19 protein-coding genes are annotated in these 20,288 nt (G+C 58.4%); 9 read left to right on the top strand and 10 right to left on the bottom strand.

The annotated features are described in order from the left end of the window. Positions 1 to 72 precede the first annotated feature (72 nt). Entirely contained in the window at positions 73 to 1,647 is a 1,575-nt protein-coding gene (locus FIV08_RS01035) for a PAS domain-containing methyl-accepting chemotaxis protein (RefSeq protein WP_152437063.1), read from the bottom strand. 144 nt (positions 1,648 to 1,791) lie between these two features. Next, positions 1,792 to 2,664 carry a carboxylate/amino acid/amine transporter gene (locus FIV08_RS01030; RefSeq protein WP_152437062.1) on the bottom strand — a complete coding sequence of 291 codons (873 nt, stop codon included), beginning with the start codon at positions 2,662 to 2,664 and terminating at the stop codon, positions 1,792 to 1,794. A gap of 164 nt (positions 2,665 to 2,828) precedes the next feature. On the opposite strand from FIV08_RS01030, the gene FIV08_RS01025 reads away from it, so the two are divergent. Next, entirely contained in the window at positions 2,829 to 4,271 is a 1,443-nt protein-coding gene (locus FIV08_RS01025; protein ID WP_152437061.1) for an MATE family efflux transporter, read from the top strand. On the opposite strand, the gene FIV08_RS01020 is transcribed toward FIV08_RS01025, so the two are convergent. Then, on the bottom strand, positions 4,247 to 5,251 hold the full coding sequence (locus FIV08_RS01020; RefSeq protein ID WP_152437060.1) for a GGDEF domain-containing protein: 1,005 nt from the start codon (positions 5,249 to 5,251) through the stop codon (positions 4,247 to 4,249). The two genes, FIV08_RS01025 and FIV08_RS01020, sit on opposite strands and share 25 nt — an antisense overlap. A gap of 244 nt (positions 5,252 to 5,495) precedes the next feature. Here FIV08_RS01020 and FIV08_RS01015 point away from each other — a divergent pair, with 244 nt between their 5' ends. Further along, complete coding sequence (locus FIV08_RS01015) at positions 5,496 to 6,620, top strand: HD-GYP domain-containing protein (protein WP_152437059.1); 1,125 nt, start codon at positions 5,496 to 5,498, stop codon at positions 6,618 to 6,620. A gap of 21 nt (positions 6,621 to 6,641) precedes the next feature. On the opposite strand, the gene fghA is transcribed toward FIV08_RS01015, so the two are convergent. Beyond that, complete coding sequence (gene fghA / locus FIV08_RS01010) at positions 6,642 to 7,487, bottom strand: S-formylglutathione hydrolase (protein WP_152437058.1); 846 nt, start codon at positions 7,485 to 7,487, stop codon at positions 6,642 to 6,644. A 29-nt stretch (positions 7,488 to 7,516) separates the two neighbouring features. Continuing rightward, a complete protein-coding gene (locus tag FIV08_RS01005) occupies positions 7,517 to 7,948 on the bottom strand; it encodes a CBS domain-containing protein (RefSeq protein ID WP_061331240.1) in 432 nt (143 codons plus the stop codon). Between the two features lie 198 nt (positions 7,949 to 8,146). Between FIV08_RS01005 and FIV08_RS01000 the strand changes: the two genes are divergently transcribed. Further along, positions 8,147 to 9,508 carry an alanine/glycine:cation symporter family protein gene (locus FIV08_RS01000; RefSeq protein WP_152437057.1) on the top strand — a complete coding sequence of 454 codons (1,362 nt, stop codon included), beginning with the start codon at positions 8,147 to 8,149 and terminating at the stop codon, positions 9,506 to 9,508. A 155-nt stretch (positions 9,509 to 9,663) separates the two neighbouring features. Then, positions 9,664 to 10,317, top strand: coding sequence for a peroxiredoxin (locus FIV08_RS00995; protein ID WP_152437056.1), 654 nt, complete (start codon positions 9,664 to 9,666; stop codon positions 10,315 to 10,317). Between the two features lie 86 nt (positions 10,318 to 10,403). Here the strand turns inward: FIV08_RS00995 and FIV08_RS00990 are convergent, their stop codons facing one another. The 3 genes from FIV08_RS00990 to FIV08_RS00980 all read right to left on the bottom strand — a co-directional run bounded on the left by FIV08_RS00990 (position 10,404) and on the right by FIV08_RS00980 (position 13,071). Further along, entirely contained in the window at positions 10,404 to 11,186 is a 783-nt protein-coding gene (locus FIV08_RS00990; RefSeq protein WP_058092814.1) for a MetQ/NlpA family ABC transporter substrate-binding protein, read from the bottom strand. A 200-nt stretch (positions 11,187 to 11,386) separates the two neighbouring features. Next, on the bottom strand, positions 11,387 to 12,064 hold the full coding sequence (locus FIV08_RS00985; protein WP_058092815.1) for a methionine ABC transporter permease: 678 nt from the start codon (positions 12,062 to 12,064) through the stop codon (positions 11,387 to 11,389). Beyond that, on the bottom strand, positions 12,064 to 13,071 hold the full coding sequence (locus FIV08_RS00980; RefSeq protein ID WP_152437055.1) for a methionine ABC transporter ATP-binding protein: 1,008 nt from the start codon (positions 13,069 to 13,071) through the stop codon (positions 12,064 to 12,066). The genes FIV08_RS00985 and FIV08_RS00980 overlap by 1 nt, the downstream gene beginning before the upstream one ends. Before the next feature lie 243 nt (positions 13,072 to 13,314). Between FIV08_RS00980 and FIV08_RS00975 the strand changes: the two genes are divergently transcribed. Beyond that, positions 13,315 to 14,706: an HDOD domain-containing protein gene (locus tag FIV08_RS00975; RefSeq protein WP_152439555.1), complete on the top strand. Its 1,392-nt coding sequence runs from the start codon at positions 13,315 to 13,317 to the stop codon at positions 14,704 to 14,706. 27 nt (positions 14,707 to 14,733) lie between these two features. Here the strand turns inward: FIV08_RS00975 and FIV08_RS00970 are convergent, their stop codons facing one another. Further along, positions 14,734 to 15,432, bottom strand: coding sequence for an anti-sigma factor (locus FIV08_RS00970; protein ID WP_072678772.1), 699 nt, complete (start codon positions 15,430 to 15,432; stop codon positions 14,734 to 14,736). Next, positions 15,429 to 15,986, bottom strand: a complete 558-nt coding sequence (locus tag FIV08_RS00965) for a sigma-70 family RNA polymerase sigma factor (RefSeq protein WP_152437054.1) — start codon at positions 15,984 to 15,986, stop codon at positions 15,429 to 15,431. Before FIV08_RS00965 ends, FIV08_RS00970 begins: the two co-directional genes overlap by 4 nt. 169 nt (positions 15,987 to 16,155) lie before the next feature. Here FIV08_RS00965 and FIV08_RS00960 point away from each other — a divergent pair, with 169 nt between their 5' ends. From FIV08_RS00960 to FIV08_RS00945, 4 genes are read left to right on the top strand one after another with little or no spacing between them, the layout of a single operon-like run. After that, positions 16,156 to 17,661, top strand: a complete 1,506-nt coding sequence (locus FIV08_RS00960; RefSeq protein ID WP_152437053.1) for a DUF4331 domain-containing protein — start codon at positions 16,156 to 16,158, stop codon at positions 17,659 to 17,661. Between the two features lie 20 nt (positions 17,662 to 17,681). Beyond that, positions 17,682 to 17,915, top strand: coding sequence for a hypothetical protein (locus tag FIV08_RS00955; protein ID WP_072678775.1), 234 nt, complete (start codon positions 17,682 to 17,684; stop codon positions 17,913 to 17,915). After that, positions 17,875 to 19,116, top strand: coding sequence for a hypothetical protein (locus FIV08_RS00950; protein WP_228704103.1), 1,242 nt, complete (start codon positions 17,875 to 17,877; stop codon positions 19,114 to 19,116). The genes FIV08_RS00955 and FIV08_RS00950 overlap by 41 nt, the downstream gene beginning before the upstream one ends. Further along, positions 19,113 to 20,243 (top strand): HupE/UreJ family protein, encoded by a 1,131-nt coding sequence (locus FIV08_RS00945; RefSeq protein WP_072678776.1) that lies wholly within the window; start codon positions 19,113 to 19,115, stop codon positions 20,241 to 20,243. Before FIV08_RS00950 ends, FIV08_RS00945 begins: the two co-directional genes overlap by 4 nt. Positions 20,244 to 20,288 lie beyond the last annotated feature (45 nt).

The following is a 20,288-nucleotide window of genomic DNA, read 5'->3' as shown; positions in this document are numbered from 1 at the left end:
GCGGTGATGCCAGTGCTGAAATGTTGTTCGGTGGTTTCTGTAGTCCGCACAGATCCAACCGCGCAGAGCTAACTAGCCAGATTTACTGACAAACCGGGCAATCAGGTCCTTCAGGCCACGGGCCATGCCACTGAGCCGGTCGCTGCTGTCTTTAGCGGCTTCTGCCTGCTCGTCGCTCTGGTCAGCAAGGCCGGCGATGTTCACGATTTGCCGGTTGATCTCGTCCGATACCTGGCTTTGCTCCTCGAACGCGGCCGACATGGTAATGAAACTGTCGGAAATCGAATCCACCGAACCCACAATGGTTTGCAGGGATTCTGCCGCGCCCTGCACCCGGGCCAGCCCCTGGCTGGCGATTTCCTCACCAGAGCGTACTGCCTGAATGGTTTCATCCACCTGGGCCCGAAACTGGTCAATCACCTCATGGATCTTGACGGTGGACTGCCGGGTTCTCTGGGCCAGGGAGCGCACTTCGTCGGCGACCACCGCAAAGCCTCTGCCTTGCTCGCCGGCGCGGGCCGCTTCAATGGCCGCGTTGAGAGCCAGCAGATTGGTCTGCTCGGCAATGTCCGAGATCAGGTCGGCCGCCTCTCCAATGGTGCGGGTGGATTCACCCAGACGACCCACAGATTCGCCAATGCCATTCACCTGCTGCACCAGCTGCTCGATCGCGGCAGTGGCCTCACCACTGCGCTGCCTGCCCTCATGGGCCAGCCGGTTGGCCTGCTCCGCCTCTTTCGCATTGTGGGTAACGGCTTCCGCCACTTCCTGAATGGACGCGGTCATTTCATTGATCGCCGAGGCGGTCTGGTCTGTCTCCGCCCGCTGCCGGGCAATGGCCGTTGCCCCCTCAGTAATGAAACCATGGGACGCCCGGGCCTGCTGCAGCAAATGCTCAGCCTGATCGTCAATTCGAGCCAGCGCTGTGCGAATCCGCGCTTCCTCACTGACCAGCACCAGGGCCAACCGCGACATCAGGCCACGCTCACCGCTGTATGTGCGGGCAACAATGGGGTCCTGGAAAGCATCGGGGCGCAAAGCGAGTAAACCTTTCAAACGATTGGAAATAGACCCGAACACCAGACTGAACGCCAGACCATGACCCACCAACACAACCAGCGCTGCCAGCCAGAGCGGTTCGAGTTTCATGGCACCCAAGGTGATCACCAGGGATAACAAAAACGGCCAGCCGGAGCGGCCCATCGACATGGCCCGGTTACTGAACGATGACGACAACTTGCCTGCGGAAATACCGGCATAGAGTTTTTCAGCCCGCGCAATCTGGTCCCGAGTGGCCGCCACGCGCACGGATTCATAGCCCACCATCTGGCCGTTTTCCCAGATCGGAGTGGCATAGGCACTGACCCAGTAATGATCTCCGTTCTTTGCCCGGTTCTTGACCACACCCATCCAGGCCTTGCCCGCTTTCAGATACTCCCACATGTCGGCGAACACCGCCGGCGGCATGTCCGGGTGGCGAATCAGATTATGCGCCTGGCCAATCAGTTCGTCCCTGGTGTAACCACTGATGGTTTCAAAATCGTCGTTGCAATAGGTAATCACGCCCTTGAGGGAGGTGGTGCTGATCAGACGCATACCTTCCGGTACGGTAATTTCGCGCTGGGTGACAGGTAGATTCTTGCGCATAGGGGGTCGATGTCCGTTAAACCGGGGAAATTATTTCAGGGCGCAAGCGTAAGTCTGGATGAATATCAAGGAAATATCTAATGAGTTACGCTACGTCACATTAATGTAACGGCACACAACCCAATATCTTGAAGACAAGGCTTGTCAGGGCCCGACCAGGACCCTTGCCCGGGGATGAAAACGGGCATTCACCCACAGTGAAAACGCGATCACCGCACCGCCAAGCATAAGGCGCATGAGGTCCGCATCCCGGTTCCAGATCAGCAGGTTCACCAGTAACCCGGCAGGCACCAGGGCATTGTTCATAATCGCCAGGGTGCCAGCATCTACCTCACAGGCACCGCGATTCCACAGGTATAGCCCGAGCCCCGAGGCTGCAAGCCCCAGCCAACCGAGAACGCCCCACTGAAGACTGGTCGTGGGCAGCCTGTCGGCGTCGCCGAATATCAGGAACGACGGCAAGGCGATCACCAGCGCCCCGAAAAAGAAGTAGCCGAAGGTCCGGTAGCCCGGCAAGGCCAGGGCGTAGTGGCGCATCACGTGTTTGTAACCCACTTGGCCGGCGGCAAAGGTAAAATTAGCCACTTGCAGTAACAAGAAGCCGGTAATGAAATCTTCGCTCAGGCCATCGTAGCGAATAATCCCGGCGCCCAGCGTGGCGATGGCTGCCGCCAGCAAGGCCACCGGGGAGAACCGGCGAAACAGGGCATCGTCAATCAGCGTAACGTACAAAGGAGTAAAGATGGTGAACAGCAACACTTCAGGCACCGTGAGGTAACTGAACGAACGGTACAGGCAAAGGTAGGTAATACCGAACTGCAGCATGCCCGTAATCAGAATGCCAAGCTTCATGCCCCCAGGCACACCACGCCAGCGGGTGAAGGGCAGAAACACCAGGGCCGCCAGCAGCACACGGGTAAGCACGGCGAAATCGCTGTCTACCCGGCCAGCCAGGAACTCGCCGATCAAGCTGAACGAAAACGCCCACAGCGCCGTTACCAGAACCAGAAGAACCATACCACCACACTTGAGATAAACCGGACCGCTACTCTACCGTTTTTGCCGGCATTATCCAGTACAGAAGGCGGTGCAAACCCCTATAAGCTGCCCGACCGCCAATCGGGTACCATGTCCGCTTCTGACAGGTACAACCCTGACGAACCAACATCGAAACCAGCACCATGGACGAAAACCACCAACCGTTACCCGAAGCCCGACAGCCCCTTGTTCGCCGCACGCTGGCGGAATGGAAAACCCTGGCCATTCTGGGCGGGCCGATCCTGATTGCCCAGGTGGCACAGATGGCCAATGGGGTTATTGATACCGTTATGGCGGGCCACGCCAGCGCTCGGGATCTGGCCGCGGTAGGCATTGGCAGCAGCCTGTGGATGCCACTGTTCCTGTTTTTCATGGGCATGCTGGGGGCTCTGCAACCGATCATTTCCGGCTACAACGGTGCCCGGCAGCACTCGAAGATCATGCCGGCCACCTGGCAGGGCATATACATCGCAGCCGGCGGCACGGTGATCATGGCGTTGTTGCTGACCAACGTACACCCGGTACTGGCGATGCTGAAGATGGATACAGAGACTGCCGGCATCACCCAGGGATACCTGAACGCCTTCGCCTGGGGCATTCCAGCCCTGCTTCTTATGAACGCTCTGCGGGGACTCACTGACGGCCTCGGCCACACCCGGGTAATCATGGCCTTCTCTGTACTCAGCACGCTGATCAACCTGCCGCTGAACTACATCTTCATTTACGGCAAGCTCGGCCTGCCCGCCATGGGCGGTGTGGGCTGCGGCTGGGCGACATCGCTGTCCAACGGGACCGCCGCCATTGCCTTACTGATCTACCTGAACCGGAGCCGTACCTTCCGCCAGTTTCACCTGCTGGCCGACTGGGTGAAGCCCAACTGGCGGGGAATTCGCTACATTCTGGGTATCGGCGTGCCGATTGGCTTCACCATTTTTGTCGAAGCCAGCATGTTTTCGGTCATTGCCCTGTTCCTGGCACCACTGGGGCCGGTGATTGTGGCCGGACATCAGATTGCGCTGAACGTGGTGTCGTTGTTGTTCATGCTACCGCTGAGCATAGGCATGGCACTGACGCTGCGGGTGAGCTTTCTGGTGGGTGCCCGGGCGCCGGATACCGCCCGACTGATTTCCCGTAGCTCACTCATCCTGGCCTCGGCAGTTGCCCTGATCTTTGCCACGTTGCTGTTTGTGTTCTCCGCACAGATTGCCGCGCTCTACACCGGCGACCAGGCCGTGCGAGATGTCACCATTCGCCTGCTGGCGTTTGCCGCCATGTTCCAGGTTGCTGACGTGATTCAGGTAACCTGCATCAGTGCGCTCAGGGGCTATAAAGACACCCGCATTCCCATGTTCATTATGCTGTTTTCGTTCTGGGGGGTTGGCCTGCCGCTTGGCTACGTTCTGACCTTTACAGACCTGCTTTGGCCGGCGTTGGGAGCGGCGGGGTTCTGGGTGGGGCTGACGGCCGGGCTGACCTCCGCCAGTGTTTTGCTGGGTTGGCGATTATTCCGCTACCGGCCCGGAAACCACCATCACGGCGAACCCGACAGCCGGACTTCAGTTCAAGCCGGTTCGGCCACCAGCTGAGTGTTCTTGTCTGCAAATACAATCCGATCCCGCCCGGTATCCTTGGCCTGATACAGCGCTTCATCAGCCCTCGCCAGCCAGCTCTCCACGCTCTCGCCGTGGCCCAGCAAGGCGACACCAAACGACGAAGTAACCGGGCCACCTGGGTACTTGAGATGCCTGCGCAACACCTGTTGCAGGTTGTTCATAACCGCCTGCAGGCTGGAACCATCCACACCGGGCAGCAATAACACAAACTCCTCACCGCCATAACGGAACAGCTGATCAGACTTTCGTGTGTTACGTTCAATCAGCGCCACCAAGTCCGTCAGCACATTATCACCGACGCCATGACCATACACATCGTTGATTTTCTTGAAGTGGTCGATATCCAGCATCACCAAGGCATAGGGTAGCCCTGATCGCTCCGCATTGGCAGCAGCCGCATCCAGCTCCTCATCCATGGAGCGGCGGTTTTTGACACCGGTCAGCGGGTCAATGGTGGCCAGGTGCTCCAAGCGCTCCCGCTGATCCTGGTTACGGTAGGCAAAGACATAGGCGCAGGCGCTGACCACCGTCGCCGTGGTCGCAAACGTCCACATCTGAACCGTTGAGCTGAACGCCGTTTCAATCGACATCAGCGCCAGAACGGAGAGCAGGTTCAAAATGGCCGCAAGTCGGCTCGATACAAGAAAGAAGGTTGTTACCAGGCAAGGGAAGATCCAGAACAGACCCGCCTCACCCATCACCGCACCAACGGTGACCGCACCCGCGCAGATAATAATCGCCAGGAACATGCCGCTGCGGTATGTGTCGCCGGTGACCCAGGCATAAGCGAGGCTGCCAACGATGCCAGACAGAATCCCGAGATCAACAAAACCGGCGAGCGGATTACCCTCAACAAATCGCAGGATCACGAACGGCGTGATGCCAATGATGGCGCTGATGCCAAGCAATGTGATGATCGATAATCGGAAATCGTTTTTTAGCCGATGAAACATTCAGAGCGGGTCCGACTATGGTCTTAGTTAGTGCACAAGCTTAGCGTAAGCTATGAAAGGGGGCGCTACCGGGCTACGATTCTTAACAATTCTATCTCTGAACACGACACAATGTGACATGCATCACAAAAGTGCGTCGGTTAGTATTCTAAATACACAAGCCTATGCCGGTTTTGACGTCAGAATATTGAAAGAAGTATTCCGAAGAACAAGAATCGCTCTACGACACCTTGGGATATTGAAATTGGATTCACTCATACGCATCGCCCCTGGGGCATTGACCATTGGCCGCCCATTACCCTGGGATGTTTTCGACGCCGACGGTAACGTGTTGCTGCGTCAGGGCTATGTCATCCAGACCAATACCCAGCTGGAGCAATTGTTTGAGCGGGGCCGGTTCAAGCCCCGGAAAATCGAACGGAAAAAGGAAAAAATTCAGGAGGATCAACGGCAGCGTAACCCCTTCGCCGACTACGCTGACCTGCTGGCCACCCTGGAAGCAACCCTCAACGCCATCACCAGCGAAGATCCGTCTGCCCAGAAACGTTTGCTGGGGCTGGCGCGAATGTTGGAGCGGACCTGTCAGGAAGCCCCGGAAGCCAGCCTGGCCCTGGTGCATCTGTACTCCATCGGCCCCACCATTCACGAACAGATTCTGTTCTACGGCATTCTGTGCCACTTCACGGCCAGGGCGTTTGGGCTTGATGAAAAACGTACCAGTGTGCTGACCGCCGCGGCCCTGACCGCCAACCTGGCACTGGTGCCGGTGGCCGACCAGTTAAATGCTTCCACCCGCGTGCTCACCGACGACCAGCGGGCGGTTATCCGCAAACACCCGCACCGCAGTATCCAGGCACTGACCTCCGCCGGCATTACCAATAATCTGTTGCTGAAAATCATCGCCCAGCACCACGAGCAGGCCGATGGCTCCGGCTATCCAGAGGGACTAAGTGGCACTGATATTCTGCCAGAAGCCGAAATTCTGGCTCTGTCAGAACGTTACGTGGCCATGATCACCAAACGAGCCTACCGCAACCGGATGACCATCACCGCTGCCCGCAAACTGATCGCCACCCTCGGCGACGGCAAGGTCCGCCCGGCCATTCCACGGTCACTGTTGCAAGTACTCGGCGAATACCCGCCTGGCATGCTGGTGCGGCTCGACAATAACGAAGTCGGTGTGGTGACCGGCCGCGCCGTCCGGGCCAGGGGACCGTTTGTCAAAGCTATTTTCGGGCCCCGGGGCAACCGCTACAGCGGCACGTTTGAGCGAGACACCAGCGTCCCCGAATACAACATCCAGGGCGCCGAAGAGCCGGAAGAAATGCCCTCCATGGATTTCAGCCTGCTCTGGGGCTTTCGCAACTGAAACCCGCGGAGCACGGCGAACTCATGCCAAACTCAATGCCCTGGCATGATGATTCAGGTGGTCGTCAATGAACGAGGCAATAAAGAAATAGCTGTGGTCGTACCCACGGTGCATTCGCAGGTTGATGTGGTGATGGAACTTCTCGCAGACATCCGCCAACGTTTCCGGGTTCAGCTGGGTTTCCAGAAACTCATCGGCCGTACCCTGGTCCACCAGTAGCGGCAGCCGCTCTTTTGCGGTCGGGATCAGGCAGGTAGCATCCCATTCTTCCCAGCGGCTTTGGTCTTCCCCAAGATAACCCTTTAGGGCTTTCTGCCCCCAGGCGCACGCCATCGGGTTGGCAATTGGCGCGAACGCCGATACCGATTTGTAATACCCCGGATTCTTCAGGGCACAAATCAAGGCTCCGTGGCCGCCCATGGAATGGCCGCTGACTGACCGTTCACTGCTGAGCGGCAACTCATTCTCGACCAGTTGGGGCAGTTCCTTCACCACGTAATCGTGCATGCGGTAGTGGGGTGCCCAGGGCTGTTCTGTGGCATTCACATAAAAGCCCGCGCCACTGCCAAAATCATAACTGTCGTGCTCGCCAGGCAGGTCCAGGCCCCGGGGGCTGGTATCCGGGCACACAATCGCCAGGCCCAGCCTGGCGGCCAGTTTCTGCGCACCGGCTTTCTGCATGAAATTCTGGTCGGTGCAGGTCAGCCCGGACAACCAGTACAGCACTGGCGCTGGTTTGCCTTTCTCGCCCAGAGCCGACGGCGGCAGAAACACCGCAAACTCCATGTCGCACTGGAGCGTGCCGGAAAAGTGGCGATAGCGGCGGTGCTCGCCGTCAAAGCAAACGTTGGTGGCTAAGAGTTCCATAGCATTCCTGGCGATTGTGGGTGGAGAAGTCAGTCCTCAACGTTGGCAAAACGCTGTTTTTCGATGGTATTACCGGATTTCGCCAACTGGGACAGAATAGCTGTACGGGTGACAATTCCCACCAGTTTGCCATGATCAACCACCGGGTACACTTTCGGCTTGCCGGCCCCCAGATTCTGCGCCAGATCGATCACCGACATCTCTGGCGACACCGTCAGTGGTTTATGGAACATCACATCGTCCACAATGGGCTCGCCCTCGCTGTGATAGTTGCTCACCAGCAGCGAGTGAATGCAGTCCTGCTCCGACACAAAGCCCAGAACCTGGCGCTTTTCATCCACCACTGGCAAACCGGTGACATGGTTATCCAGTAACGCTTTAACAACCTTGGTCAGCGGTGTGCCGCAACGGATAGGCTCAATGTGATTCCACATGACTTCCGAGATTTTCAGTGAGCGCATAGGCAGCCCCTTTTCGGTTTTATTTAAGGCGCCGAAACTGGCACCGCAGTTACTCTAAACATAGGCAATGCTGGGCAAAATGGACAACTCTCAGGAGCAAAACGGTTTACACCACAAAATAGTCGACTAAACTCAACAGGTTATGCCCCTCAGGGCTCTAAAAATATGACCCATCCGTGGTAAACAGTGGGAGAACCCATGGAAGCCATTTCTGATTTTGTAAGCCAAATCAATAGCCTGGTCTGGGGACCACCCATGCTGGTAATGATCCTCGGGGTCGGGCTGTTTCTCAGTATTGGCCTGAAGCTGATGCCGATCCTGAAACTGGGCGCCGGGTTCCGGCTGATGTGGAGCGGCCGTGCCCGCGGTGACGAGGACGACGGCGATATTCCGCCATTCCAGGCCCTGATGACCGCCCTGTCGGCCACCGTAGGCACCGGTAATATTGCCGGTGTTGCCACCGCCGTGTTCCTGGGTGGCCCCGGCGCCCTGTTCTGGATGTGGCTGACCGCCCTGGTGGGTATGGCCACCAAATACGGTGAGGCGGTACTGGCGGTGCGCTATCGTGAAGTGGACGAGCGCGGCGCCCATGTCGGTGGCCCCATGTATTACATCCGCAATGGCCTGGGTAAGAAATGGGCCTGGCTTGGTGTCCTGTTTGCGGTGTTTGCGTCCATCGCGGCCTTTGGCATCGGCAACACGGTGCAGGCCAACTCGGTGGCAGATGTGTTGTCTGCCAACTTCGGCCTGCCCCACTGGATCACCGGCGTGCTGCTGATGATTATGGTGGGACTGGTGCTGATTGGCGGTATCAAGCGCATTGGCCAGGTAGCCAGTGCCCTGGTGCCGTTCATGGCAGTCTCCTATGTGCTGGTGGGCCTGATTGTTCTGGCCATCAACGCCAGTGAGATTCCGGCAGCCGTGAGCATGGTGTTCAGCTACGCCTTCAGCCCGGCCGCAGCCGAGGGTGGCTTTGCCGGCGCCGCCGTCTGGGCTGCTATCCGCTTTGGTGTCGCCCGCGGTATCTTTTCCAACGAAGCGGGCCTGGGTTCCGCACCCATCGCCCACGCTGCCGCCCAGACCAAGAACCCGGTCAAACAGGGCATGGTGGCGATGCTCGGTACCTTCATCGATACCATCATCGTGTGCAGCATCACCGGCCTGGTGATTATCACCTCCGGCGCCTGGACTTCGGGTGAAACCGGTGCGGCCCTCACCTCCCTGGCCTTCGAGACCGGTCTGCCCGGCTTCGGCAACTACGTGGTAGCGATTGCCCTGGCGATTTTCGCCTTCACCACGATCATTGGCTGGTCATTCTATGGTGAACGCTGCATCGAGTTCCTGTTCGGTGTAAAGGCCATCGTGCCGTATCGGGTGTTGTGGATTGTCGCCATCCCCGTGGGTGCCACCATCAACCTGGGCTTTATCTGGCTGGTGGCCGACACCCTCAACGCCATGATGGCGCTGCCCAACCTGATTGCCCTGCTGTTACTCAGCCCGGTGGTGTTCAAGCTCACCCGGGAACACTTTGAGAAGCAGAAGGCCCTGGGGGTGAAATAAACAGTCGGTATGTCTGGTGCTCATAAGGATGTGAGCACACCGTTGATTGTTCCGGATCAAGTCCCCCTTGCATTCGGCACATCCATCGCCACAGTGGTTAACGTACACAAAAAATAACACCGTGTTTGCCAACAACCTGTCTGAGGAGAACGACTATGAGTTTGCGTCTTGGAGACACTGCACCGGATTTTGAACAGGATTCCAGCGAAGGCACCATTCGATTCTATGACTGGCTTGGCGACAGCTGGGGGGTTCTGTTCTCGCACCCGGCCGACTTCACACCGGTATGCACCACGGAACTGGGCCTGACCGCCAAACTGAAAGACGAATTCGCCAAACGTGGCGTCAAGGCCATTGCCCTGAGTGTCGATCCAGTCGACTCCCACGAGGAATGGATCAAGGATATCAACGAAACCCAGGGCTGCACCGTCAACTTCCCGATCATTGCCGACCACGACAGCAAGGTCGCCAAGCTGTACGACATGATCCATCCGAATGCCGACAGCACCCTGACCGTGCGTTCGCTGTTTATCATTGATCCGAACAAGAAGGTGCGCCTGATCATTACCTACCCGGCATCCACCGGTCGTAACTTCAACGAAGTGTTGCGAGTTATCGATTCCCTGCAACTGACCGATGACCACAAGGTGGCCACGCCCGGCAACTGGGAGAAAGGCGGCGATGTGGTGATTGTGCCGTCGCTGCAGGACGAAGATGAGATCAAACAGCGCTTCCCGAAGGGCTACAAGGCGGTGAAATCCTATCTGCGGATGACCCCGGACCCGTCGTCCAACTGGAGCGGTGATTGATTAGAGCCTTGCCGTAGAATATTGCACTCAATAAAAAGCCGGGCAGCTCACACTGCCCGGCTTTTTCATTCCTGGGTACCCCGATGTCAGAATGCGGGAACCACGGCACCTTCGTATTTTTCTTTGATGAACTCGCGAACCGCGTCTGATTTCAGCGCGTTGGCCAGTTTCTGCATGGCGTCGCTGTCCTTGTTGTCCGGGCGGGCAACCAGGATGTTCACGTAAGGGGACTCGGCACCTTCGATCACCATGGCATCTTCAGACGGGTTCAGGCCAGCTTCCAGCGCGTAGTTGGTGTTGATCAGGGCCATGTCGACCTGGTTCAGGATACGCGGCAGGGTAGCGGCTTCCAGTTCGCGGAAGTTAAGGCGCTTGGGGTTGTCGGCAATGTCACGAGGTGTGGCGGTGATCTTGCTTTCGTCTTTCAGGGTGATCAGGCCAGCTTCCTGAAGCAGCAACAGGGCGCGGCCGCCGTTGGTGGGGTCGTTGGGGATGGCCACTACGGCGCGGTCTTTCAGTTCGTCGAGGGAGCTGATTTTGCTGGAGTAGGCGCCGAAGGGTTCAACGTGGATACCGGCAACGGTGACCAGATTGGTGCCACGGCCGCTGTTGAATTCGTCGAGGTACGGCTGGTGCTGGAAGAAGTTGGCGTCCATGCGCTTCTGATCAACCTGGATGTTGGGCTGTACGTAGTCGGTGAAGACTTTCACATCCAGCTCGACACCTTGCTCGGCCAGTGCCGGCTTGACGAATTCCAGCAGCTCAGCATGCGGGACCGGAGTGGCGGCTACGGACAGTTTCTCTGCAACAGCAGCAGAGGAGAAAGTTGCTACGGCAGCGATGGCTACCAGAGTTTTCTTCAGATTCATTATTGCGTTCTCCTGTGGAGCATCGTGTTTAACTTTGGTTTACGGCACGCAGCTGGGAGGCTCCTTCCGAAAAACGCCCGTGAATACGTCCATGTAGGGCTCCGTCGCGCCATCCCTGGCGCTCCAGGTTTTCGGAAGGAGCCTCCCAGCAGCCTGCCTATACCGGACTTTGGAATTGCCTGCCCGGCTCAATCACGGTCTTACTTTCTGCTGAAATAAAGCACCAGACGGTCACCGACCATCTGGAGTACCTGTACGAAAATCACCAGCAACGCGACAGTGATCACCATCACGTCGGTCTGGAAACGCTGGTAACCGAAGCGGATGGCCAGGTCGCCCAGGCCGCCGCCACCGATGACGCCAGACATGGCCGCGTAGGAGACCAGGGTGATGGCGGTCACGGTAATACCGGCGATGATGCCCGGAAGCGCTTCCGGCAGCAAGGCGCCGAAGATGATCTGGCGCACGTTAGCACCCATCGCCTGGGTGGCTTCGATGATGCCGCGGTCGACTTCCCGCAGGGAGGTTTCCACCAGGCGGGCGAAGAAGGGGGCACCGCCGGCGACCAGTGGCGGAATGGCGCCGGCCACGCCCAGGGAGGTGCCGATGAGCAGTACGGTGAACGGGATCATCACGATCAACAGGATGATGAAGGGCACGGAACGCAGTACGTTGACCACGAACGATAACACCGCATAGGCCACTGGTTGTTCCAGTAGCTGGCGTTTGCCGAACAGGAACAGTAATACGCCAATGGGGAGGCCGATCAGTACGCTGAACAGCAGGGACATGCCCACCATCACCAGGGTGTCCCAGCTTGCCCAGCCGATTTCCAGCCAGTCGACGTTGCCCATGAGAGTTTCCATTAAAGCTTCCATCAGCGCACTACCTCCACGTGAACGTCGGCGGCTTCCAGTGCCTGCATGGCGACGTCGAGATCACCGCCCACCAGTGACAGGGTTAGCTGGCCGTAGGGGGTGTCTTTGATGTGATCGATCCGGCCGGAGAGGATGCTGAAGTCTACGCCGGATTCCCTCGCTACGCTCCCCAGCAGGGGCTTGTAGGTGGATTCGCCCTTGAAGGTCAGGCGCAGGATGCGGCCGTCGGCTTTTTGCAGGTCTTCCTGAAGTTCATTGCGGTCGATGTTTTCGCTTTCGAACACAAAATCCCGGGTGGTGGGGTGCTGGGGGTGCAGGAACACTTCGCTCACCGGGCCCATTTCCACTACGCGACCGGCGTCCATTACGGCTACCCGGTCGCACACCCGACGCACCACGTCCATCTCGTGGGTGATCAACACGATGGTCAGGCCCAGCTCCTTGTTGATGTCGCCCAGCAGTTTCAAGACCGACTGGGTGGTTTGCGGGTCCAGGGCGCTGGTGGCTTCGTCGCACAGCAGAATGGTGGGGCGGCAAGCCAGGGCGCGGGCGATACCAACGCGTTGTTTCTGGCCCCCGGACAGCTGAGACGGATACTTGTCGGCGTGGTCGGTCAGGCTCACCCGGGCCAGCAGTTCCTGTACCCGTTCGCGTATCTCGGTTTTGCTGTAGATGCCCGCCAGCTTCATCGGAAACGCAATGTTGTCTGCCACGGTTTTGGACGACAGCAGGTTGAAATGTTGGAAGATCATGCCCACTTTGCGACGGAAAGCTCTCAGTTCCGCGGAGTTGTACCGGGTAACGTCTTCGTCGTCGATCAAGATGCGACCGCCGGTGGGCGGTTCCAGCAGGTTGATCAGACGGACAAGGGTGGACTTACCCGCGCCGGAATGGCCGACGATGCCGAATACCTCGCCGGTTTCAATGGTCATACTGGTGGGATGCAGCGCGGGGATCGCCCGGCCGGCCACTTGGTATGACTTCTGTACCTGGTCAAATACAATCACGATCAGTGCCTTGGTCTTTGCCTTTGGAGTGCGTAGGGCGCGCAGCCGAAAACCGGCGATTATAGCCTATTCGATGACCAAACCCGAATCCGGGCGGTGTGTAGTTGCCCTTACACAAAAAGCTACCTGACACACCAGCCTGCCCTCAGCTAAACTGCTATTTGAAAAGAACATTAATAAACCTCCACCTATCCGAGGCGCGCCGTACCTGTGACTACACCGTCCGAGAATACGCCCTCAAGGATGAATTCCACCCAGGCATGGGTTTCTTACCTCAGCAAGGTAGAGCTGCCGGTATTGGCCAACACCCTCCGGCAGATCAACGAACTGACCGACAGCCGCAACAGCACCGTCAACGAGCTGGCCAATGTCATTTTGAATGACGCCCAGCTGACCTCCCAGGTGCTTCGGCTATCCAACACGGTGTTCTACAACCAGACCCGTACCCAGGTGAGCACGGTCAGCCGGGCTATCACCCTGATCGGCTTCGACGCGGTGAAATCCATGGCGATTTCATCGCTGATTGTCGACACTCTGCTCAAACGCAACGACCGGCCACACCTGTTGCGTTGCCTTGCTCGCGCTATTCACGCAGCCGTTCAGGCCCGGTGCCTGATGCCAAAACGTACCGAACATGCTCTTGAAGAGGTGTTCATCGGAGCCTTGCTGATGAATATCGGTGAGCTGGCCTTCTGGTCATGCGAAACCGATCAGGCGACCGAGCTGGAAGAGCGCCTGCGGCTGGACGAAGCGCCCGTGGAGGCACAGAAGGCAGTGCTGCACACCACCTTTACCGAGATCACCCGGGGCCTGGTGGAAGCCTGGTCTTTAGGACCGTTTATCCGAGAAGTGGTGGCGCCCGGGAAGGCCAATTCCATGGCCAGCAGCCTGGTGCGCAATACCGTGGAAATGGCCACGGTGTCCGAGCATGGCTGGAGCGGGCCGGAGATGGACAAGGTGCTGGAAAGGTTGTCAGCAGATGTCGGAGAAAGCCCCGCCGCCATCCGGGACCAACTGAAGGTCAACGCCCAGGAAGCCACCAAGGTGGCGGTGTCTCTGGGCATTCCACAGGTAACCGCGTTGCTGCCCGGCAACCAGGATAGCGCCGCCGGACACGGTGCCGAAGCCCCGGTCATGGACCCCGCCCTGCAGTTGCAAATCCTCCGGGATTTGACTCAGACACTGGCGGAGAAGCCAGATATCAACGAAGTGTGCCAGCTGGTGATCGAAGGCATTCACCGGGCCATCGGAATGCAACGGGTAGCCTTGCTGATGAGCGACCGCACCGGACAAGACCTGATTCCCCGCAAGGTGGGCGGCCGGGGTACCGAGGAGTGGCGAGAACACTTGATTATCCACAAGGATGGCACCGGGCCACTTGGGGAGCTTTTACCCCACGGAACTTGTGCCATTTACAAACCCGGCAAACAGGCGGGCGGTGTTCCCTATGACCGCTGGCTGGGCAAGGTGCCGGCCCTGGTAGGCTCGCTTACCGCCAAAGGGCGACTGGTTGGCCTGTTCTATGCGGATAATGCTGCGGCGGGCTATGTGCCATCAGAACAACAGCTGGCAGCCTTCGCCCACTTTATTCAGAACGCACAATTGTGCCTCACGCTGTTAACCACCAACCACTGATCCGCCGAGAGGCGGATCGACACTGTTTCACATCTCGTAAAGCCGGGAGATATGTAGAACCGGGCCGGTCGGTACGCCCGTCGGAGAGCCACCACTGGGCTCCAGACTTATGGCCAGCGTGCGGCTGCTGGCCAGCAACCTACGCGCCTCTTCAGTCAGGGTCACCTCGTAGACTCCACCCACAGCCATAACACCCAATGATACCGGGCTGCCTTCACCCGGCACGACCCATAGCTCGTAATCCTTGCCCTGACCTGGGTCGACGGCGGCCACGGATCTCAGCCTCAATCGATCATTCCCGGATTCGCTGACCAACCAGAGCGGATCACTCACGTCAGACTGCACAACGGCGCCGGTTAACTGCACATCACGCACTGGCCCCTGCTGTGGCGGAGCCACCAGGATCACCGCCAGTACAACGACAGCCGCGCTTGCCAATAAGCTCCAGCTCGGCCAGAACCACCCTGTGCGCGGACGTGCCTGAGTAGCGTTTTCGACGGTGGGCCAAAGGCGCTGTTCTATCTCTGCCCAGACCGATGGCGCCGGGTTAACCGAAGGCACAGCCCGAGTCAGTTGGCCCAGTCTCTCTTCCCAGAACCAGACTTCCTGCCGAACCTGCATCGATTGCATCATCCAGCGCTCAAAGCGTTGCCGGGCCCGCCCCGTCAATGAGCCCAACACATACTCAGCGGCAAGGCTTTCTATACGTTCCGGCGTTTTCTTCATCGCTCAAGGCACCTCTTCAGCGCCATCAAACCACGCCTTATCCAGCTTTTCACCGTACCGACCGGCGAGGCCAGGGTCTGTGCCAGCTCGTCATGGGTCATGCCCCGGTAGTAGGACAGTAGGATGGTATCGCGCTGGGTGTCACTCAGTTCCTCCAGGCACCCGGTCAGCGCTGATGCTCCAGCTTGCTGCAGCCGGGCCTCCAGTGGCCCCCAGCGGCCATCCTCAAGATGGTTTAGCGCGTCGGCACCGGCATTTCTTAAAGATCTTCGAGCACGAATAAGATCCAGCGTTCGGTACCTGGCTATGGTTAGCATCCACCCCAAGGGGGCGCCTCTATCTCCGTGATATTCACCTGCGTTGTGCCAGATCTGTACGAAGGCATCTTGCAAGGCTTCCTCCGCTAGCTCCTGCTGGCCTGCCAGCTTGTAACACAGCCCCAGCATGCGAGCCGAGACTCGCTGGTAGAGCTGTCGAAAAGCCTCCCGATCATGCTGTGCCACTGCCAACAACAGGTTCAACAATTCTTTTTGTTCTGACTCATCAACCGTCATGTTCTACCCCGTGTCATCCAATGGTAGGAACAGTTACGGTGCGAGTGCCACGAAAGTTGCAGGGTCACTCCTTGAAAATCACACATTTTATTTCGCGTCGGAGTGCATCTTTTCACCGGTGGCGTCCGTTACTCCTTAGCAATACCAACCATCGATGAGGAAGCACGGAATGAACACATTAATAAAACGCTCCGGCCTCGCTGTTGCGGTTGCCGGCTTATGCCTAGCCGCCGGAACCGGTTATGCGTCCAGTCACAGAGAAGCCCCGTTTATCACGGAAATGCCAAAAGTGGACGGTACCGATTTCTACATGTTCCGCAGTTACGAAGCTGGCCGAGAAGGCTTTGTTACGCTGATCGCGAACTATCTGCCACTGCAGGATGCCTATGGCGGGCCCAACTACTTCGATCTTGATGAAGACGCCATCTACGAGATTCACATCGACAACACCGGGAACGCACGGGAAGACATCACCTTCCGTTTCTCGTTCCAGGATGTGAGACAGGATCTGAAAATTGATGTGAACGGGGAAATGGTCTCCATTCCCCTGAAGACAGGCGCACCGGTTGGTCCCGGCGCCATGGATGACGCCATGAACGGCGCTATTCAGGTACGCCAGACCTACACTGTGGATGTCATTCGAGGTGACCGGCGCACTGGCGTATCGCAGGCCGTGACCGGTGACGGGGGTAGCCCAACCTTCAGCAAGCCGCTGGACAACATCGGCAGCAAAACCATAGAGAATTATCCGGCCTATGCACAAAGCCATGTGTACACGGCCAATATCCCGGGCTGCGGCACCGGCCGGGTGTTTGCCGGACAACGGGCCGAAGCCTTTGCTGTCAATCTCGGCGAAGTCTTCGATCTGATCAACCTGTCTCCCGAGGATGTCACCGGCGCGAACGGCCGGGATCTTGGCCTGAACATTCTGGAAGGCAAGAACGTGACGTCACTGGCCCTTGAGGTGCCGATCGAGTGTGTTGCCTCGGCCAATGACCCGGTCATCGGTGCCTGGACCACTGCCAGCGTTCGCCAGGCACGAGTGATCAATCCGCGACCTGTCGCCTTCGAAGAGGGCGATTCAGGCAAAGGCGCAACCGTTGAAGGTGGCGCATACACTCAAGTGTCGCGCCTCGGTTCTCCGCTGGTGAACGAAGTGGTGATTGGTCTTCGGGACAAGGATCTCTTCAACGCCAGCGAGCCGAAAGACGATGCTTCGAACTTCGCACCCTATGTCCTGACACCCACCTTACCCGTGCTGATCGAGAGCCTGTTCGGCGTGCAGGCGCCCGATGCCTATCCGCGCACCGACCTGGTCTGGGCCTTCCTCAATGGTGTACCGGACCTGACACGCCCTGGCGGCACGCCAACACTGGGTGAAATGCTCCGGCTGAACACCAGTATCGAGGCCGCCACCAGCGACGTCGCCATGCAGGATGATCTGGGTGTCATCGCCGGAGACGTCACCGGCTTCCCGAACGGCCGCCGTCCAGTGGACGACGTGGTCGACATTGCTTTGCGCGTGGTGATGGGCGTCCTGCTCGATGAGGAATCGGCGCCTGCTGGCCAGATCGAGTACACCGACGGAGCGGTGGTTGATCGAGACCTTCTGCTGAGCGGTTTCCCCTATCTGGGCCACCCGTTCTCCGGTTCCCCGAATCCACAACGTAACTGAAGCGACCAAAGGAGGTTTCCATGAAACCCATGCTAAAGATCGCCGCGTTGTTGGTGTTCGGCCTGACACTGGCAGGCTGCTCAGACAGCTCCAACAACCGAGGCCAGGGCCTGAAGATCTCGGTGGATTTCACCACGTTTGTCCAGAATGAGATACAGCGCACCGCAGATGACCGCGAGCCGGTAAACATCAATAACCTGGAGTTCAGCTTCAATGATCAAGACAATGAACAGGCGTTCGACAACCTGTTCTGAGCGCGGCTTGCTCCGCTGCCAGCGCGCCAGGCACGGCGCGCTGGCAGCTCTTGCTCCTGCCCTGAAGGGCGGAGCCTTCTCGGCCATCCTGACAGGGATGGCCGTTTTTGGCTCCGCCGCCTGGGCAGCACCCGCCGACATCAGAACCGACTTTGGTGACACTGACATTCTAGTCACCCTGCCACAACCAACACTGACCCAAACCGCGCTTCCAGACAACGCAGAGGAGCTGGCCGGTACCATACAACAGCAGATCCTCCAGGCCAGACGAGATGGCGACCCAAGATATCTGGGTTATGCCAGCAGCCTGCTCGCCCAATGGCCTGAAGACCGCCTGACCGATCGGCTGAGAGTTCTGCGAGCCACGGTCCAGCAAAGCCTGCATCAGTTCGATGAGGCCAGGGCAGACCTCCAAACGGTCATCGCCACGACCGATGACCCCATTCAGCGACTGCAGGCTCACCTGACACTGGCCAACCTTGAGTTGGTGCAGGGCCGCTATGAGCATGCAGCTGAAAATTGCCAGGCACTGCTTGAATCCTCCCCGGGATTGATTGCCTATAGTTGTCAGGCGCAAGTTCGGGGCCGCACAGGGCAACCACAATCAGCCTATCAGAGGCTGCTTGATCATACCCGTACAGAGCGCCGGCAAAACAACAACGAAAGGGTCTGGGCCGAGGGTACGCTGGCTGATCTGGCCGCTCAGCTTGGTGATCCCCGTGCCCGCGATCACTGGCAGCTCATTCTCAACCTGCAACCGGACGATCTGTACACCCGCACCCGGCTGGCTGACTGGTTTCTCGATAATCAACAACCAGAGAACGTCCTGTCTTTGACGGAAAGCTATGAACACGTGGACTCCCTGGCAGTCATCCGGGCGATCGCAATGCAGCAAACCGAACATCCGCAAGCCGATGCCTTAATCATACGACTGAGAGAGCGCTTTTCCGAAGCGCGCTGGCGGGGGAGCCTTTTGCATGAACGCGACCTGGCGCGTTTCCAACTTGATGTGGAAGGGCAAGCACCGCAGGCACTCGGTTACGCACTGGCCAACTGGCAGGATCAGCGGGAGCCGGAGGACACCCGGTTGGTGTTGCGTGCCAGCATCGCTGCCGGCGAAGAAGAGCGGGCGAGCAGTGTTCGCGACTGGCTGAAGCAACACCGGCAGACTGATAACCGCTACCCGGAGACCGACTCATGAACCGCTTCCTGTTTCTACGGTTACTGCTTCTTGCGGCATTCTCGGCAAGCGCTTCGCCTGCCTGGGCCCACAAGGCAAGCGACGCGTTTATCTACCTTGACCTTGATCAGTCTACAGTCAGGGTGGATCTTGCGCTCAGGGACCTTGCCCTGGAGGTGCCACTCGACCGCAACGCCGACCGGCAAGTCAGTGGTGCCGAACTAAGAGCTGCCAGAGGCGAGATCACCGGTTATCTGGAACAAGGTCTGGTGCTGAGCAATCACAGCGGCAACTGCACCCTGCAAGGTGAACAGTGGGGGTTATCCACACACAGCGACGGGCCTTACGCGGCAGCACGTTACCTGGTCGCATGCCCTAACGGCCAGGCGCCGGAATCCCTTACCTATACGCTGCTGTTTGATCGCGACCCCCTGCACAGAGGGCTGGTCAGCCTGACCTATGAAGGCCAGGAAACCCTTGCCGTTATTGCCCCCGGAGACACCACACTGGCTCTGGCAGCGACCAGTTTCGGTAATGCCCGATTGTTCGGCACCTTCCTTTACGAGGGCATTATCCACTTACTGATCGGCTTGGATCATATTCTCTTCTTGCTGGTATTAATGCTGCCAGCCACCATTCGCCGACGTAAGACCACTGAAGCGGGTAATACTCTCGGTGCAGCCGGTCTGAAACCCAGGCTGCTTGAGCTGGTCGGCATCGTCACCGCTTTTACTGTGGCCCACTCCATTACCCTTGGGCTTTCAGCGCTGGGCGTAGTGCGCCCACCCATTGCCTGGGTGGAAACCATCATTGCGTTATCCGTCGCACTGGCAGCCCTGAACGTCATTTGGCCGATACTGGGCCGGAAAACCTGGAAGCTGGCCTTTGGGTTCGGACTGATTCACGGGTTCGGATTCGCCAGCGTGTTGGGCGATTTGACGACCGGTGTATCGCAACTGGCGGTAGCGCTGGCCGGGTTCAATCTTGGCGTGGAACTGGGGCAGGTTGCGCTGGTGCTGGTGGTTTTCCCACTGCTATACCTCTCAGCCCGCTCAAGATTCTACGAACGGGCAGCGGTGCCCGTCATGCTGATGGCAGTCGGCGCCTTAAGTCTGTACTGGGTGCTGGAACGGGTCGCCGAAATATAGATAACCAAACCGGCCGGTGCCCTTGGCGCCCGGCCGGCCTTAATA

The sequence above is a fragment of the Marinobacter sp. THAF197a genome, from assembly GCF_009363275.1.
In the GTDB taxonomy this organism is placed as follows: domain Bacteria; phylum Pseudomonadota; class Gammaproteobacteria; order Pseudomonadales; family Oleiphilaceae; genus Marinobacter.
Note: the sequence above shows the minus strand (reverse complement) of the source record. Positions and strands in the feature narration are given on the sequence as shown.